This is a genomic window from Butyricimonas paravirosa (assembly GCF_032878955.1).
In the GTDB taxonomy this organism is placed as follows: Bacteria; Bacteroidota; Bacteroidia; order Bacteroidales; family Marinifilaceae; genus Butyricimonas; species Butyricimonas paravirosa.
In genome coordinates, this window is record NZ_CP043839.1 from 90,732 (window position 1) to 106,946 (window position 16,215).

Here is a 16,215-nt window from a genome sequence, read left to right on the forward strand (position 1 = left end):
TATAGAAATAATAGCTTATTTCACTAGATTCATGGTGTCTGTCGCGATAACCAATTCCTCGTCCGTGGTGATGCTCATCACGATTACTTTGGAATCGGCGGTAGACAGTACTTTGTCTTGTCCGCGAACGCCTTTATTGGCGGCAACATCAAAGTGAACACCCATGTATTCCATGTTGGTACATACTTGTTCACGTACTTCACTGTCATTTTCCCCGATACCCCCGGTGAAGACGATCAAATCCGCTCCGTTTAGGGCGGCAGCGTAGCTACCCACGTATTTCTTCACGTCATAAGCAAGAATATCAAGGGCGAGGCGAGCCTTGTCGTTTCCGGATTCAGCTGCAGCCTGTAAGTCACGACAATCGGAAGAAACTTCAGATACTCCTTGCAATCCTGATTTCTTATTTACTAGGTCGTTTGCCTGTGCCGCATTTAAACCTTCTTTCTCGCAGATATACAATAATGCTCCCAAGTCAAGGTCTCCCGTACGGGTTCCCATGATCACACCGGCATTGGGAGTGAAACCCATGGAGGTGTCAACGGATTTACCTTTGTTGATGGCGGTTATGGATGAACCATTACCCAAGTGGCAAGTGATGATTTTTTTCTCCTCAATATTCCATCCCAGTATTTTACATGCTTTTTCAGCCACGAACTTGTGAGAGGTTCCGTGGAATCCGTAACGACGGATACGATAATCCTCGTAGTATTTGTACGGGAGCCCGTAGATATATGCTTCTTTCGGAAGAGTTTGGTGGAATGACGTGTCGAATACCGCTACTTGTGGTATACCCGGTAACAGTTTTTCCATGGTCTCGATTCCTTTCAAGTTTGCGGGATTGTGAAGTGGAGCTAACTCGCAGCAAGCGGCGATCTTTTTCTTGGCGTCCTCGTCAACACGGGCGCTCTTGGCGAAGAATTCACCTCCATGAGCTACGCGGTGTCCCACGGCATTAATGTCCGTCAAGGCCTTGATTACCCCATGTTTCGGGTCAACCAGAGCTTTCAAGATCAGATCGATCCCGGCTGTATGGTCCGCGATAGGTTCTTCTACCACGTATTTATCTTTTCCTTCCGGTTTGTGAGTGAAACTTCCCACGGGTAAACCGATCTTTTCCACCAATCCTTTAGCGAGTAACGTCGGTTCTCCTGCCATGTCAAGCAATTGATATTTAATAGAGGAGCTACCGCAGTTTAAAACTAATACGTTCATTATAATTTAATTTGAAAATGGTAATACTTGTTGAGTCTATAAAAGTCTATTTTGCCGCTGCCTGATTTACCGTGATGGCAACAAGGTTCACGATGTCGCTTACGGAACAACCTCTTGACAGGTCGTTAATCGGGGCTGCCATTCCTTGGAGGACGGGACCCACCGCTTCAATTCCTGCAATACGTTGCACGAGTTTATAGCTGATGTTTCCAACTTCAAGACTCGGGAATATCAACACGTTAGCTTTACCGGCCACGGGACTGCCCGGGGCTTTGCTGGCACCTACCGATGCCACGAGGGCCGCATCAGCTTGCATTTCACCGTCGATCATCACGTCGGGAGCCATTTGTTTGGCGAGTTCCGTTGCTTTCACTACTTTGTCAACCAGTTCGTTTTTAGCTGATCCTTTGGTGGAGAAACTTAACATGGCAACTCTCGGTTCGATTTTAGCGATAGCTCTGGCTGTTCCGGCAGTAGCCACGGCGATCTGGGCCAATTCTTCTGCGGTCGGGTTAGGCAGTACGGCACAGTCGGCACACACGATTAGGCCGTTTTCTCCATATTCCGGTTTGTTGGTTAATAACAAGAATGCTCCTGATACAACAGACATACCCGGTAAGGTTTTCACGATCTGTAACGCAGGACGTAACACGTCTCCGGTAGCATTTTTTGCCCCGGCAACTTCACCGTCGGCATCCCCGCTCTTGATCATCAAAGTGGCAAGGTATAGCGGGTCAAGAACGAGTTTCAAAGCTTGTTCTTTTGTCATACCTTTACTTTTGCGAAGTTCAACCAAAAGGTCTGCATACGCTTCTTTCTTCTCGTGATTTTCGGGATCGATGATTGTGGCTTTACCGATATTTTTCAATTCGAATTTCTCGGCCAACGCTTTAATTTCAGCCGGATTACCGATCAAGATGATTTGAGCAATACCTTCAGCTATCAAGATGTCGGCTGCTTTCAACGTACGTTCTTCTGTTCCTTCCGGAAGTACAATCCGTTTGTTGCACTTCTTCGCATTTTCTTTGATTTGTTCAAGGAGATTCATGATATTTTTATTTTAAATATATAGTTACTCGCAATCGTTAGCGCGAAAGTAGAAATAAATAATCAATTTGTAATGCAGACATTACAAAAAAGTTCATTTTCGGGGAAAAGTTTATTATTTACTCTTATTTCATTTTCCGAGTTTGAAACGAATACGCAATACTCCATCATTGAAATCGAACGAGATGATGCGGAACGTGCCGATCTCGGCCGTGTTGGTGACATGAAGTCCGATGCAGGCGCATTGATCGTAATCCCCGATACGAATTACCCGCACGGTCTTTATACCCGGTTCAGGAAGGCGGGTAAGGTTGATGCCTGCCGGAACCTGATCGATCGGGTAGAAAATTTCTTCTACGTTGATGTTTTGTTGTATAATGTCGTTTACCGCTTGCTCTACGGTGGCAATGTCTTCGGCAGAAGGTGCCGTTTTGAAGTGGTAATCACATTTGGATTTCTTTTTTTCTATATGGGCGGAGAAAGAACGTTCACAATGGAAGTATTTGACCATCTGAGAATTTAGTAGGTGTTCCGCTGTGTGCATCGGTGCGATTGACACATCCTGAAATTTTGGGGCTGCTTGGCTTATTTCCATCATAGACAAGTTTTTATTTTTAGACATAAAGACAAAAGTACATATTTTTCTGATGGGTGGTTATATATGTTTATATTCTCTGAATTTTCTTTTTATTTCGATACGTTCACCACCAAAGTTTATTAATAAGCCGTGGTCTGTATTGGTAGCGGTTAAATAATTTACTAATTGGGTTTCGTGTATGGGAAGGAGATGTTGTACCGCTTTAAGTTCAATGATTATTTTTCCTTCTACGATTATGTCCGCTCTAAATTCTCCTACAATTTCATTTTTGTAATATACATTTATAGGAGTTTCTGTATCTGCATGAATACCTTTTTCTTTTAATTCTATTATCAATGCTTTCTGATAAACATTCTCAAGAAAACCCGCAGCAAGATGTGTTCTTGCATCATAAGCACACTGAATAACAGTTTTTATCAGACTTTCTATTTCCATATTTCTTTTTTGTTCTTATGTTCTTCTGTCTTATAAACAAGATAATATGTCTCCTCTGTGTACGTTGGGGAATGCTCTTGTTTGTTGGGTTGAATCTTTTGTTCCATATTTTTATTCGTGTTTGTCAAAGATGAGTTCATATTTTCTTAATCTTCGTTTGGATTTAAATGTCCATTTTTCCGAATTCCAGTAGGAGTATTCCACGGGAGTTGTATTGGCATAGATATGTTGAATCCATTTTCCCCAGAATTGAAGGTCATTGTCTTCAAACCTGTAATCATCTGGTTTATAATATTTACCGCATAGTTCAGATCCTTCTTCCAATACTATTTTGGTGTGGGGGTAGACGACATGAGTGGTGTCGTCCAATCGAGTGTCCATGTTTTCCTCGGTTCTCCAATTCCCATATAGCCGGAGCGTGTCGTAATTCACGATGATCCGGAGCGTGTCGTCTGTATTGTTAATCACGTGGTACTCGTCCTGACACCAGTAATCGCATCCTGTAAATAGAATTGCTAGTAGGGAGAAAAGTAATGTTTTTAGTCGGTTCTTGTTTTTCATGTTGTATTGTTATTGGTTGCGTGTAATATAAAATGCCTGAGGTGTATCTTGTAACTACAAGTGTAATGCTTTTTAGGAGAATAAACAATCGAAGTGAAAATAATTTCTTGGTTTGAATTAAATCACTAACTTTGTCGCTTGATCGGGTGGGATTTTCCCACCGCGGGATCACTTGACAAGTGGTTCCGGTTTAAATTTAGGTTTAAATAAAACTGTAATTATGAAGTTATTAGAAGGAAAGACCGCCATTATCACGGGGGCATCAAGAGGAATCGGAAAGGCTGTGGCATTGGAATTTGCCCGTCAAGGAGCGAACATCGCTTTCACCGATTTAAGATATGATGAAATAGCTCAGGAAACCGAAAAAGAAATTGCCGCTTTGGGTGTGAAAGCTAAAATGTTTGCTTCCAATGCTGCTGATTTCGCGGCTACGAATGCTACCGTGGATGAGATTGTTAAAGAATTCGGACGTGTAGATATACTTGTAAATAATGCTGGTATCACGAAAGACACCTTGTTAATGCGTATGAGTGAGGAACAATGGGATGCCGTGATCAACGTGAATTTGAAATCTGTGTTTAATTTCACGAAAGCCGTGTCTGCCGTTATGTTACGTCAGAAATCGGGTTCCATTATCAGCATGAGTTCCGTGGTAGGAGTGAGTGGTAATGCCGGACAAGCAAACTACGCTGCATCTAAAGCCGGGATTATCGGATTCACGAAGAGCGTGGCCAAAGAACTTGGCTCTCGTAATATTCGTGCTAACGCTGTTGCTCCGGGATTTATCATTACCGATATGACCGCACAATTGTCCGAGGACGTGCGTAAGGAGTGGGCTGCTAAAATTCCATTGAAGAGAGGCGGTACTCCGGAAGATATTGCAAAGGTATGCGTATTCTTGGCTTCTGATTTGTCTGCTTACGTGACAGGTCAGACAATCCACGTTTGTGGGGGAATGAATATGTAATATCTGCCTAAAAGTTTGGTTATAATTGTCGTAGATGGAGACGGTAGGGGTATTGAAATTCAATACCCCATTTTTTTTACCGGATGTTGAATTGTGAAACAGGAGCCTTCTCCAACTTTGGAGGTTACCGTGATTGTCCCTTTTAGATGCTCTATGATTGTATGGCTGATTGCTAAGCCTAGTCCTGTTCCTTGAACAAAATTGTCACCTTTGTAGAATCGTTCGAAAATACGGTTCATCTTATCTTCGTCAATTCCGGTACCTGTGTCTTTCACGAAAATGGAAACCTGATCGTTATTCTGCTTGTAACCGAGTGTGACTGTTCCTTTGGAGGTGAACTTGATAGCATTGTTGATCAGGTTGTTAATGACTTGTTTTAAGCGTAGGGGATCGGTCGTGATGATCGTGTCGGTTGCAGGAAGGTCCAGAAGTAATTCTACCTCTTGCGGGACGTTTATTTGTTGGGCTCGTAGGATATTTTGTAATAGAGGCGTAAGCGGTTGTTCTGTTATGTTGAAAACCATCGTGTTGGATTCTATTTTTGAGAGATCGAGTATGTCGGATATAAGTGCCAGTAGCTGTTCGCAATTCAAGTGGATCAGTGATAAAAATTCTTTGATTTCCTCTTTCTTGAAGGCCATATCTCCATCAACCAGTAAATTGGAAAAGCCGACAATGGCATTTAATGGTGTCCGAATTTCATGACTCATGTTGGCGAGGAATGCACTTTTAAGTTTATCGCTTTGTTGTGCTTTGTCACGGGATTTGGTTAATTCTTCTTCAATTTTTTTGTGTTCCTGTGTACTCATGCAGACGCCAACGAGCCGGAAAGGAATTTGTGTTCCTTGTCCGAGATAAGAAGATTGAGCCTCGAACCATTCCCATTTTCCGTCTCCCCGATGAAGACGGTAGCTCACAGGATCTTCGATAAAATTCCCTTGGGCTTGGAGTGTGAGTGCTTCGAGTACTCCGGTTATGTCATCGGGATGTACCAATTGGGCAAATTGTTCGTTTGTCAGCGTACAATCCCCGGCCGGAATGTCAAGATGTTCGAAATAACGGGGATCAATAGTCATCAGATTACATTTCGTGTCATATGACCAGGGAAATATCTTCGTGCGACGTAAAGCCATATTTAACACGTATTCTTGGGTAAGTTCCGTCACGACGTTGCGAAACGTGAATATGATACAATTTGAGCCTTTTTCTACGATAACATTTTTGAAATAACCTTTCGCTAGAAAAGAGGTCGTGTTGATGGTCCCGTAAATGAACGTGTCAGGTGGGAGCGTAACTTCCTGCTCGTCTTTTTGCAGGCGCCCTAAGAGTTCGTCCAGAATATTGATATTCTCATGGGAAATTGAAAATACTTCCCGAATGTTTTTATTCTTTATGTCTTGTTTCTGTATTCCTAGTTCGGCTGCGGCCTGATGATTTACTTGTTTGATACTTCCATTCGGGGCTAATAGTATAAATCCAGCCGGTACGGAATCAAGAAGTTCACGAGCGAACTTTTGTTGCGTGTCTAATTGCTTTTCCTTTACCAGTCTTTCGTGTTTCCGTTTTCGTGCTATCAAGTAGAAAACGAGGGAGAGAATGACGATAGCGGCCAATAGAATAATGTTTAATATTATACTGTATCGAATAGACGCGTCGCTAGTGAATAAATTTATCTGGTCAATCATGATATTTTGCGTGTTGTGTTGTTTAATTGATTGTTCCTGTATTCCCGCGGAGACATCTTCATGATACGTTTAAAGAATTTCGTGAAGGCGGGTGGAGAGGAAAAATTCAGACTATAACCGATTTCTTGTATGGTTTTGGTACTTGAAACAAGTAGGGATTTTGCCAGCGTGATCACGTAATAGTCGATCCATTCCCCGGCAAATTTTCCACTTGCAACATGAATGACTGATGATAGGTATTTAGGAGTCAGGCATAATTTGTTCGCGTAGAAAATAATGTCACGTTCTTTGAGGTGATATTCTTCAACGAGGGTGATGAAACGGTTGAATATGCTATCGGGGTGTGATAACTCGAAATTTTTATCTTGCATATGACGGTAAACGAAATTGTAGAGATCGTAAAATAAAGCATGTGCTAGTTTATGTACGGCTAGTTCAGAAAAATGAGGATTCAGTTTATCTGTTTTCCTAGATAGCAATGAATAATATGATTCCAATAGTTTAATTTCATCCTCATTGAGTCCGACTACCGGATGATATTGCATTTTGAACCGCAAGGGAATCATTTCTTGACATTTCTCTTTAAAATAGTCTGGCGAAATGAAAATAATCCTCGCTTCGTAATCCGGTGTTGTATGAATCGGTTTGATGACTTGTTTGGGTAGCACGACAATCAAGTGATTCTTTTTAATACGATAGTTTTGGGTGTTGATCATGATTTCTGTTTCTCCCCGGGTGCAAAGCGAGAAAGAACAGGTTTCTGTCACGATGATCCCCTGTTTCTTAATTTCTTCTCCAATGAATGCTTTTTCATTGGTCACGTGGTTATAAATGATTAGACTTTCCGAGGTATAATCCGGGGATACCCGCCGGGCGAGTTCCTTGATGTTGATAGTCGTGGATTCTTTCATTTTTCCATCTAAATAGTTAGGCAAAGGAATGAATAATCTACTATATATCCAACGGTATTCCGACGTTTAGTTTATTTATACCGTCCTAAAGGAAACTAATAATTTATTGACGATTCATGCGCTTTATCCGGGAAGTTCTTTTTTCTCGATGACCGTTTGGTTATTTCCCGGAATATTTCTACTTTTAAAACATCGTATTTGAATGGTTGCCGAAAAGTCAGGCCGTGATTGTGGCTCACTTTTTGTAAACTTAAAATAAAACAAACAAGTAATTTCATGGAAAGGCGTGTAAAATATAAGATGAAAGCCGGGCTAAAGATAGTCGGGGCGTTCTTATTTGTGGGCTTTTTAGCCTCATGTAGTAGTTACAAAGTGCTGAATATAGACGTGTTGCATCCGGGAGAGCTGAATATCGGAAACAAGAATGCACAAATTTTGTTTATCGACCGGAAATTGGTGCATGAGTCGGATTCTCTCTCTGCGTACCAGTTGTTTGCTAGTTTGCGGTTACGGAGAGACGAGGTTGTCAATCATTTCTATAATGGGGTGCGTGACGGGTTACGTAACGGGGTACAACCTATCTTACTGGTTAAAGGGTTGGGATTGAACACGGGATATATTCCGGACGGGTATACCCCTGCACCGATTTCCCCGGCAGGTATTGCCGCATTGGAAAAGATTTCCGGACAAACATATGTTCTCTCGGTGGAATATTGTAAGTTCGGGTTGGATGGTGCGAGTCGGTTGATGCTTGATACCAATCTTTTCGTGCGTTTATATGACCCGGATGGTGTTGTGGTGGATTCCGCAACTACTCATAAATTGGATGATGTGGACGAGACGCTGTTCGAGGGAAATAATTATGATATAATATGTAATTTCTTCTACAATAACGGGGTGAAGTACGCGGAACGTTTGACGCCGACATGGAAACCCGAACAACGTAGGATTTACACGAATAACCGTCTGTTGAATCTCGGTTACTATCATTTTGAGAACGAGAATGATGAAGAGGCTCAGCGGATATGGAATGCGGCCTTGAACCTGAAGCCCAGGGTAGCGGCTCGTGCCGCGGTGAACTTGGCATGGTTCTATGAAAAAGATGGTAACTTTTCGTCAGCAAAAGCTTTATTGGAGGCGGCTTTGAAAACATTACAAGCAAATAACATCAATGACAACTTGTCCGTATATATTACGGATTACATAAAGCGTTTAGAGAAACGTATCAAGGATGAAACCAAAATTATGGAACAGTTATAAACGATTTTAAAGCATGAGAAATTTCGATTATTACAATCCCGTGAAAATTCTTTTCGGGAAAGGAAAAATTGCCGAGATCGCAAAATGGATTCCGAAAGGGATGAAAGTTATGATGACCTACGGTGGTGGAAGCATCAAGAAAAACGGTGTCTACGAACAAGTGATGGATGCGTTGCAAGGGTTTGATATTGTAGAGTTCGGGGGTATTGAGCCGAACCCGAAATACGAGACTTTGATGCGGGCCGTGGAATTGGCAAAACAGGAAAACGTGGGATTTCTTCTAGCTGTAGGAGGAGGTTCCGTGATTGACGGGACGAAATTTATTGCTGCTGCAACTTGTTTCGAGGGGAATGAACCTTGGGACATCGTGGCAAAAGGCGCACGGGTGAATGCGGCACTTCCGTTGGGTGCTGTACTGACCCTTCCGGCTACAGGATCGGAAATGAATAGTGGCGGTGTGATCACTCGCCAGTCCACTTTGGAAAAATTGGCGTTTAATTCTCGCCATGTGTTCCCGAAATTCTCTGTACTGGACCCGATGGTAACTTATTCATTGCCCATGAAACAAGTGGCTAACGGGGTGGTTGACACTTTCGTGCATGTCATGGAACAATATTATACTTTCCCGGAACAAGCTGAGATTCAAGATCGTTTCTCTGAATCAATCTTGAAGACTTTGATTGAGTTGGGACCGAAGTTGATTCATGCCGAGAAACCGAATTATGAAGATCGGGCCAACTTCATGTGGGCAGCCACGATGGGGTTGAACGGTTTGATTGCCTGCGGGGTATCGCAAGACTGGTCAACTCACCATATCGGTCATGAATTGACCGCTTTCAACGGGTTGGATCATGGAATCACGCTGGCGATCGTTTTACCGGGAGTGATGAATGCCACGAAAATTAAACGTCGTGAGAAATTGTTGCAATATGCCGCACGTGTGTGGAATATTGACACAGATCAGCCCGATGCTGCCGATCAAGCGATTGCCCGTACGGAACAATTTTTCAATGAATTGGGCGTGAAGACCCGCCTGTCTGATTATGGCGTGGGTATCGACACGATCGACCGTATTGAAAAGCGTTTCCGTGAACGGGGGGATTTTGCTCTAGGTGGTATCGATGATGTGAACGTGGATAATGTGAGAGCGATATTAACTTCAAGACTTTAATAATTGAAAATGGAGAATTGAAAATGGAAAATGGCAAAAGTGTCTTTTTTCAAATTCAATTCTCCATTTTATTTTGTTTACAGAAATTGAAAATCGACTTTTAGTTCAGGATTAATCCCTCTAATTTTCAATTTTCAATTTTCAATTTTCAATTGCCTATGTTGCGTGTATATCGGGCCTCAGCCGGTGCGGGGAAGACGTTTGCTTTAACGATGGAATATTTCAAGATCGTTTTCAATGTTTCTTCTGAGTATAAAAATGTGCTTGCCGTGACCTTTACCAATAAGGCCACGGAAGAAATGAAATCCCGTATCGTGCGGGAATTGAACAAGCTGGCGGAAGGTCAGAAGAGTGATTACCGGGAGGAACTTAAACGGACGCTGAAATTGACAGACGATCAGGTAAGGGAACGGGCCGGAGTGTTACGTACTTTGATTCTGCACGATTACGGGCGGTTATCCGTGACGACAATTGATCGTTTTTTTCAACGGGTAATCAAAGCGTTTACCCGTGAACTGGGGATATTTCCCGGTTATAATGTCGAGTTGGATAGTGACTACGTGTTACAGCGAGCCGTGGATCAAGTGATGCAACGCATGAATAAGGATAAGGAGCTAAGGGCGTGGATTACCGAGTTGATGAGTGATAGCGTGGAGGATGCCAAATCGTGGAGCGTGAAGAGTAAGATCGCGGAGCTGGGGAAGGAGTTGTTTGGAGAGAGTTATATGCTCTTCGACAAGGATGTGAGGGACAAGTTTAACGATCGAGGATTCCTGAAAGGTTATAAGATGTTCTTGCAAGGTGTGATCTCCCGTTTCGAGGATCGCATGGAGATGTTCGGTCAGTCTGCTTGCCGGAATATCGAGGAGAATGGATTGCATGCGGAAGATTTTAAAGGAGGGAAACGAAGTTTTATAAATTATTTTTACAAATTGCGGGATAAGAGTCTGGATAAGATTCCCGATTCTGCCCGAAAAGCAATAGATAATCCGGATGAATGGGTGACCAAAAAGCATGATCCGTCGATCCGGACATTGATTGAGCATATCTACCCGGAACTGAATACGAACTTGCGGGAAAGTGTCGAGTTTTATGACGAGAATTTTCGGGATTACGTGTCTGCGGTTTTGCTCTCGAAGAATCTTTACCAATTGGGGATTCTGAATGACTTGTACGGGGAGGTGAGAGATTATTGTGACGAAAAAGGACTCATGTTACTGAGTGACACCACCCGTTTACTTAACATGCTGATTGCCGGGAATGATACTTCTTTCTTGTTCGAGAAAACAGGGAATTTCTACAAGCATATCATGATTGACGAGTTTCAAGACACCTCGACCATGCAATGGGGAAACTTCCTGCCACTTGTCGTGAACACGCTTTCCGAGGGAGGAAGGGCTATGATCGTGGGGGACGTGAAACAAAGTATCTATCGATGGCGTAACGGGGACTGGCGTTTGTTGGCGGAAGGGGTAGAGCGTGATTTGGCTACTTTCGGTACAGATAACGTGATTCTAGAGCATAATTGGCGGAGTTACAAGGAGGTCGTGGAATTCAATAATCGGTTCTTTATCCTGGCTGCACGGCAATTAAAGGAGTTGTATGACAATGAATGTGGAGAAGAGAATGTTTATTCCCGTTCGATCACAGAAGCTTATTCCCGGCCGGAGCAACTTGTGAGCCGTTCGGGAAGTGGGTACGTGGAGATTCGTTTCAGTGGGGAAAAACAAGAAGAGGGGAGTGATGCGGAGATCATGGACTCTATCGTGGATGTTGTCAATGACACGATGTACCGGGGTGGAGAACTGAAAGACTGTGTGATTCTTGTGCGTAACGGTAAAGAAGGTGCTTTCGTTGCCGATTACTTGATAGAATATAACAAGCGGGAGAATATTCCTTTTCCGATACCTTTTATATCTAATGATTCGCTATACGTTTCCTCGTCGCCTTACGTGGAATTAATTATTAACGTGCTACGTTACATGGTGGAACCGTATGACGCGGTGAATCGAACGGTGTTGCTTTATAATTACCGAACTTTTGTCAGGGGTGAAGATACTTCACGGGAAGATGTTCTTTTCAAAGCCGGTAGTACGGACGAGAGTTTTCTTGACACGATCGACTTGCCGTTTTTACGGGAGCCGGAGAAACTGACATTTAGTTCCTTGTTCGAGATCACGGAGACGATTATCGAGGCTTTCGGTTTACGGGTTAGGATGGAAGAATTGCCTTACTTGATCGCTTTCCAAGATATTCTCTTTGATTACGAGAAAAACAACACGAACAGTATTCCTATTTTTCTTGAATGGTGGGAGAAGGAAAAGGATAAAAAAGTGTTATCTACTTCGGAAGAAGTGGATGCCGTGCGAATTCTCACGATACATAAATCCAAAGGGTTGGAATTTAAAACGGTTATTACTCCTTTCTGCGCCTGGGATCTTGATGATACCCGTCACGGGCGCCGGATATGGTGTCAGAATCGAGAGGAGGGGTTTAGGGATTTGGAGTATGCACCATTGAACTATTCCTCTAAACTGGCAGATAGTCATTTCCGGGAGGATTACCTCAGTGAGCACATGAAGGCTTATGTTGACAACTTGAATCTGCTTTACGTGGCGTTCACGCGGGCGGAACGGGAGTTGTATGTTCTGCCTTACGCACCCAAGATAACGAAAGAAGGGAAACCGTCAGATATTGGTGCTTTTCTCTTTCAAGTTTTGGAGGCAAGCGGGATGCCGGAATGGAATTCCGAGAATTCGAGCTTGATCATCGGGGAGAAACAGTTGATAGCCGGTAAGGAAAAAATAGAAGACGATCATACATTAAGTCTGGCGGAATATCCGATTTATGAATTGAACGAGCGGGTGAGTGTCCGGTATAAATATGAAGATTACACGGACCCGGAGACAGTAGAGATTTCTGCCGTTGACGAAGGGAAGATATTACATGAGATATTCCGCCGTATCGAGACGGTGGATGATGTCGATCGGGCGGTAAATGATATGTATCATTCGGGTTTACTTACCTTGGTGGAAAGGGAGAATTACCGGGAGCAGGTGGTGTCTTATTTGAATAACCCAGTCCATTCGGCATGGTTTGATGGTCGATATAAGGTTATTAATGAACGGGATATACTTTTCTGTAACTCGGGAAAAGCTCGTCCGGACCGGGTTATGGTTGATGGGAAAAAAGCCATTGTTGTGGATTATAAATTCGGTCAGAAAGAAGAGAAATCGTATATCCGGCAGGTTGGTTTTTATTGTAAAACATTACGACAGATGGGCTATACCGATGTGGCAGGTTATATTTGGTATGTTCCCTTGGGAAAAGTAGTGTCCGTGTGAGGACATAAAAAATGGGAAGTTTGCATTTGAAACTTCCCATTTTTATATCCGGAGATTTATTATCTACGATAGTCTAATCTCTTTTTACCAAGAGGAACACTAACACCTAAGTAGGCATTTACCCGGTTGGCGTCACCTGCTGATTTGGTCATCAAATAGTCGGAACCGATGAAAACAGGGCCTAATTTCAAGCCTATTCCCAGCGTTTCAAAGTCACTATGTAAGAAAGAGTAACTTAATGTTGCCCCGAACCAGTTTCTCGGACGGTAGTTTGCTGAAAGTGTCAATTCGGAGTAAGCTTTAGGCTGGGTGAATTGAGTAGAGGACAACAGACCGAATCCGAGCTTGTTATTCAAAAGGGTATATTCTGCTCCGAGGTTCAAGGTTGAACGAAGACTGGTACTCCGGCTTTTGGTTTTCTCTTCCGTTTGGAATTGGATCAAGTCGAAGTCGAACACATCTCCAGCCTCGTAAGTTTCATAATTATCTGGATCGAAATTAGTGAAATCACCGTAATCATGCTCGCTGTCTGTCGTGGCAATCGTGGTTGATGATTTTGTCCAACTAATGAATCCTAGGTCGAGGATGGCTGCCGATACATTAATGCAACCAAGAAAATTGTAACTTGCCCCTAAGTCGATACCGAATCCATAACCGGATACTCCGGGAGAATCAAAGTCAATATCATCAATATATCCACCATCTGAATTATACCCAAATTCTAATCCTTTCATGGAAGTTTCCAATCGTCCTTTGGTTTTTACTTTCCAAGATTGATAACTTAAAATATCTTCCGTGTTTATTTTTGCGGTGATCTGATCAATTTTAGCATCTAGGTTACCTAATCCAACTAAAACTTTCACGCGTCCCCCGACAGTCAGGTCTTTTGTTACGGGACGGGAATATCCTAATCCTATTTCAGTGAAAATATCCGCATGGAGTTCCATATCCCGGATGTCGTAATCGAGGTTGAGCCTGTCGTCTAAATCCGGATCAATATTAGCGTAACGGGCAAATTCGAACATACTCTTTGGGATGGAGGCACTAATGATGGAGCGGGCTCCCAAGTTTACAGTCCAAAATCCTTTCCCGCTGTAAAAACCGAAAGAAATAATGTCCACCGTCAAGTCGATATTCATCGTGTTCTTGTTGTCCAGACGACTGATGAATTTGTCGCTATTCAAAAAGTCATTCTCGTTTTCGATAATGTCGATAAAATCATCGATACTCAATTTGTTGGAAGAAGCAGATAATCCGATGGCACCGATAGCCGGGATATTAAAATATCCTCTGGCGGGTTGCAAGGCAGGGTTCATTTTAAGTCTGGCCGGAACGTTGTCCATGAAATAGGAAGTCCTAAGTCCTTGTGCAAGGCCCTCAGAAATCCCCATAATAGACAAGAGTGCAGCCACACAGCTAACTTTCAAAAAGGTAAAACTTTTTTTCATAAATAGTGTCGTTTATAAATCTAATTTGATATTTATTACGACACAAAATTGTCATTTTATTTTAGAATAGACAAGGATTATTATTAATTATTTGTTTCATTTTAATGTAGTGAAGACATAATTTATCATCTGATATTTGGAAATGTAAAATAGATACTCTATCTTTGCACTCGCAAAACGAAAGAAGTTCTGCTTATATTGCGGGATGGAGCAGTTGGTAGCTCGTTGGGCTCATAACCCAAAGGTCGTCTGTTCGAGTCAGGCTCCCGCTACAAAATGAGGATCGATGGAAGTCGATCCTTTCTTTTTTTATTCAACATATGAAGCTAACACGTTTGAGACCTATCCTCCTAATTTTTCACGAGAGACAATATATAGAGAATAGATAATTGTTGTATTTGCTATATAGTTGCATTTTGGAATGTATAAAATACGCTATTTTCTTTGTTGTGTGGATGAATAGTCATACCTTTGTAAAAATAAATAATTCTTTGTGTATGAAAAAGGTGGTGTATATTTTGAGTTGTATTTCATTGTTTTTATCATGTAGTGATAAAGACGTGTATAAAGCTCCGGAGGCAGATCTGAATCTGTTGAAACCATACGAGGATATGGAGGTCATCGTTCCGGAGGGGTATGCCTCGATTGTCAAGTTATATGATGATACCTTGGCAATTTGTACTTATTCAACAACAATTTCGATCCCTACTTTCTGGGCGTCTAAATTGGGTCGGGCATCTGAAAATAGTCCGATCACGATTGAAAATGTAAAGAATGAGAATAATTATTATCAAGGTGTGTTAAATACTTGGCAGGTCGTGGCTTTTGAGGATAGTCGGGAAGGAGATTATGACTATAATGATTTGATCATACACGTGAACTGGAGTATTCGGGAAAATAATTACACGATATCCGTTCAGCCAGTTGCTTTAGGATCTTCCAAGAAAATTAAGCTGGGATTCGAGAAAATGGATGGTAATATTTCGAGTGTGAACGAGGTAATCGTGGCCGAAGATTGTCGGAAAGAATTGTTTGAGGGGAGAGTGGGATTTATCAATACTTTTTCCGGCAAAGAAAAGGTGATTATTAATAATGGTAAATATAAATACCAGAAAGAGTTGGCGAAACAGAGTAATGATCTTAGATGTGCAGTGAATTGGTTCATTGAAGTAGATGGCGGGACAAGATTATATGCTATTACAAATAACCCGATATGTCTTAATCAGGATGGAAGACCTTACGGATTGATATTCACTAGAATCTATGATGAGTATACTTATTGTAACGAGAAAGGGGAGCGTTGTGGAGTTGACTGGTTTCTATATCCCCAAGAACTTGTGAATATATCTGATATTTATGATTTCGACGGCTATATGAAAACAGGAGATATTTCTATTTTCCGGACTCCCAAAGAAGGTTTTTATGACGCCATAGGGGAAGGGGAACCGATGGGAAAAGAGGGACTGATATATTGTCCGAATTCGTTGTATAACGTGAAACTATAATAGTAGGTTAAAACGGGGAGTTTTCCCCGTTTTTTTATTCCTTTTCTCGTTATTTTTCAGTGCATTTT

Annotated in this window: 13 protein-coding genes and 1 tRNA gene; 6 read left to right on the forward strand and 8 right to left on the reverse strand. The window is 42.2% G+C overall.

Annotated elements, in window-relative coordinates:
- Nucleotides 1–15 precede the first annotated feature (15 nt).
- The 5 genes from F1644_RS00355 to F1644_RS00375 form a co-directional block, all read right to left on the reverse strand.
- Nucleotides 16–1,215 (reverse strand): acetate/propionate family kinase, encoded by a 1,200-nt coding sequence (locus F1644_RS00355; protein ID WP_118302512.1) that lies wholly within the window; start codon nucleotides 1,213–1,215, stop codon nucleotides 16–18.
- A gap of 46 nt (nucleotides 1,216–1,261) precedes the next feature.
- Nucleotides 1,262–2,263: a phosphate acetyltransferase gene (gene pta / locus F1644_RS00360; protein WP_087420137.1), complete on the reverse strand. Its 1,002-nt coding sequence runs from the start codon at nucleotides 2,261–2,263 to the stop codon at nucleotides 1,262–1,264.
- 129 nt (nucleotides 2,264–2,392) lie between these two features.
- Nucleotides 2,393–2,857, reverse strand: coding sequence for an alanyl-tRNA editing protein (locus tag F1644_RS00365; RefSeq protein ID WP_118302868.1), 465 nt, complete (start codon nucleotides 2,855–2,857; stop codon nucleotides 2,393–2,395).
- Nucleotides 2,858–2,917: 60 nt separating this feature from the next.
- Complete coding sequence (locus tag F1644_RS00370; RefSeq protein ID WP_118302510.1) at nucleotides 2,918–3,295, reverse strand: GxxExxY protein; 378 nt, start codon at nucleotides 3,293–3,295, stop codon at nucleotides 2,918–2,920.
- Nucleotides 3,296–3,406: 111 nt separating this feature from the next.
- Nucleotides 3,407–3,856: a hypothetical protein gene (locus tag F1644_RS00375; RefSeq protein ID WP_118302508.1), complete on the reverse strand. Its 450-nt coding sequence runs from the start codon at nucleotides 3,854–3,856 to the stop codon at nucleotides 3,407–3,409.
- 220 nt (nucleotides 3,857–4,076) lie between these two features.
- Here F1644_RS00375 and fabG point away from each other — a divergent pair, with 220 nt between their 5' ends.
- Nucleotides 4,077–4,823: a 3-oxoacyl-[acyl-carrier-protein] reductase gene (gene fabG, locus F1644_RS00380; protein ID WP_087420141.1), complete on the forward strand. Its 747-nt coding sequence runs from the start codon at nucleotides 4,077–4,079 to the stop codon at nucleotides 4,821–4,823.
- 59 nt (nucleotides 4,824–4,882) lie between these two features.
- Here fabG and F1644_RS00385 read toward each other — a convergent pair whose 3' ends face one another.
- The gene (locus F1644_RS00385; protein WP_118302506.1) at nucleotides 4,883–6,508 is read right to left on the reverse strand and encodes a PAS domain-containing sensor histidine kinase; all 1,626 of its coding nucleotides are present in this window, start codon (nucleotides 6,506–6,508) and stop codon (nucleotides 4,883–4,885) included.
- Nucleotides 6,505–7,443: a helix-turn-helix domain-containing protein gene (locus tag F1644_RS00390; RefSeq protein ID WP_147344447.1), complete on the reverse strand. Its 939-nt coding sequence runs from the start codon at nucleotides 7,441–7,443 to the stop codon at nucleotides 6,505–6,507. The genes F1644_RS00385 and F1644_RS00390 overlap by 4 nt, the downstream gene beginning before the upstream one ends.
- Nucleotides 7,444–7,695: 252 nt before the next feature.
- Between F1644_RS00390 and F1644_RS00395 the strand changes: the two genes are divergently transcribed.
- The 3 genes from F1644_RS00395 (at nucleotide 7,696) to F1644_RS00405 (ending at nucleotide 13,194) form a co-directional block, all read left to right on the forward strand.
- Nucleotides 7,696–8,679, forward strand: coding sequence for a DUF6340 family protein (locus tag F1644_RS00395; protein WP_118302502.1), 984 nt, complete (start codon nucleotides 7,696–7,698; stop codon nucleotides 8,677–8,679).
- Between the two features lie 13 nt (nucleotides 8,680–8,692).
- Nucleotides 8,693–9,850, forward strand: a complete 1,158-nt coding sequence (locus F1644_RS00400; protein ID WP_087420145.1) for an iron-containing alcohol dehydrogenase — start codon at nucleotides 8,693–8,695, stop codon at nucleotides 9,848–9,850.
- A gap of 158 nt (nucleotides 9,851–10,008) precedes the next feature.
- A complete protein-coding gene (locus tag F1644_RS00405) occupies nucleotides 10,009–13,194 on the forward strand; it encodes a UvrD-helicase domain-containing protein (RefSeq protein ID WP_118302500.1) in 3,186 nt (1,061 codons plus the stop codon).
- A 59-nt stretch (nucleotides 13,195–13,253) separates the two neighbouring features.
- On the opposite strand, the gene F1644_RS00410 is transcribed toward F1644_RS00405, so the two are convergent.
- On the reverse strand, nucleotides 13,254–14,642 hold the full coding sequence (locus F1644_RS00410; protein WP_118302498.1) for a DUF5723 family protein: 1,389 nt from the start codon (nucleotides 14,640–14,642) through the stop codon (nucleotides 13,254–13,256).
- 199 nt (nucleotides 14,643–14,841) lie between these two features.
- On the opposite strand from F1644_RS00410, the gene F1644_RS00415 reads away from it, so the two are divergent.
- Together F1644_RS00415 and F1644_RS00420 are read left to right on the forward strand one after the other, a co-directional pair.
- Nucleotides 14,842–14,914 (forward strand) — tRNA-Met (locus F1644_RS00415).
- A gap of 225 nt (nucleotides 14,915–15,139) precedes the next feature.
- Nucleotides 15,140–16,147, forward strand: coding sequence for an LruC domain-containing protein (locus F1644_RS00420; protein ID WP_118302496.1), 1,008 nt, complete (start codon nucleotides 15,140–15,142; stop codon nucleotides 16,145–16,147).
- The last annotated feature ends 68 nt before the right edge of the window (nucleotides 16,148–16,215 follow it).

What these genes read in the sequence shown, in the direction of transcription:
- F1644_RS00385 (WP_118302506.1), bottom strand. Translation starts at nt 6,508, where the DNA reads ATGATTGACCAGATAAATTTATTCACTAGCGACGCGTCTATTCGATAC.
- F1644_RS00355 (WP_118302512.1), bottom strand. Translation starts at nt 1,215, where the DNA reads ATGAACGTATTAGTTTTAAACTGCGGTAGCTCCTCTATTAAATATCAA.
- pta (WP_087420137.1), bottom strand. Translation starts at nt 2,263, where the DNA reads ATGAATCTCCTTGAACAAATCAAAGAAAATGCGAAGAAGTGCAACAAA.
- F1644_RS00395 (WP_118302502.1), top strand. Translation starts at nt 7,696, where the DNA reads ATGGAAAGGCGTGTAAAATATAAGATGAAAGCCGGGCTAAAGATAGTC.
- F1644_RS00370 (WP_118302510.1), bottom strand. Translation starts at nt 3,295, where the DNA reads ATGGAAATAGAAAGTCTGATAAAAACTGTTATTCAGTGTGCTTATGAT.
- F1644_RS00420 (WP_118302496.1), top strand. Translation starts at nt 15,140, where the DNA reads ATGAAAAAGGTGGTGTATATTTTGAGTTGTATTTCATTGTTTTTATCA.
- F1644_RS00410 (WP_118302498.1), bottom strand. Translation starts at nt 14,642, where the DNA reads ATGAAAAAAAGTTTTACCTTTTTGAAAGTTAGCTGTGTGGCTGCACTC.
- F1644_RS00405 (WP_118302500.1), top strand. Translation starts at nt 10,009, where the DNA reads ATGTTGCGTGTATATCGGGCCTCAGCCGGTGCGGGGAAGACGTTTGCT.
- fabG (WP_087420141.1), top strand. Translation starts at nt 4,077, where the DNA reads ATGAAGTTATTAGAAGGAAAGACCGCCATTATCACGGGGGCATCAAGA.
- F1644_RS00375 (WP_118302508.1), bottom strand. Translation starts at nt 3,856, where the DNA reads ATGAAAAACAAGAACCGACTAAAAACATTACTTTTCTCCCTACTAGCA.
- F1644_RS00400 (WP_087420145.1), top strand. Translation starts at nt 8,693, where the DNA reads ATGAGAAATTTCGATTATTACAATCCCGTGAAAATTCTTTTCGGGAAA.
- F1644_RS00365 (WP_118302868.1), bottom strand. Translation starts at nt 2,857, where the DNA reads ATGGAAATAAGCCAAGCAGCCCCAAAATTTCAGGATGTGTCAATCGCA.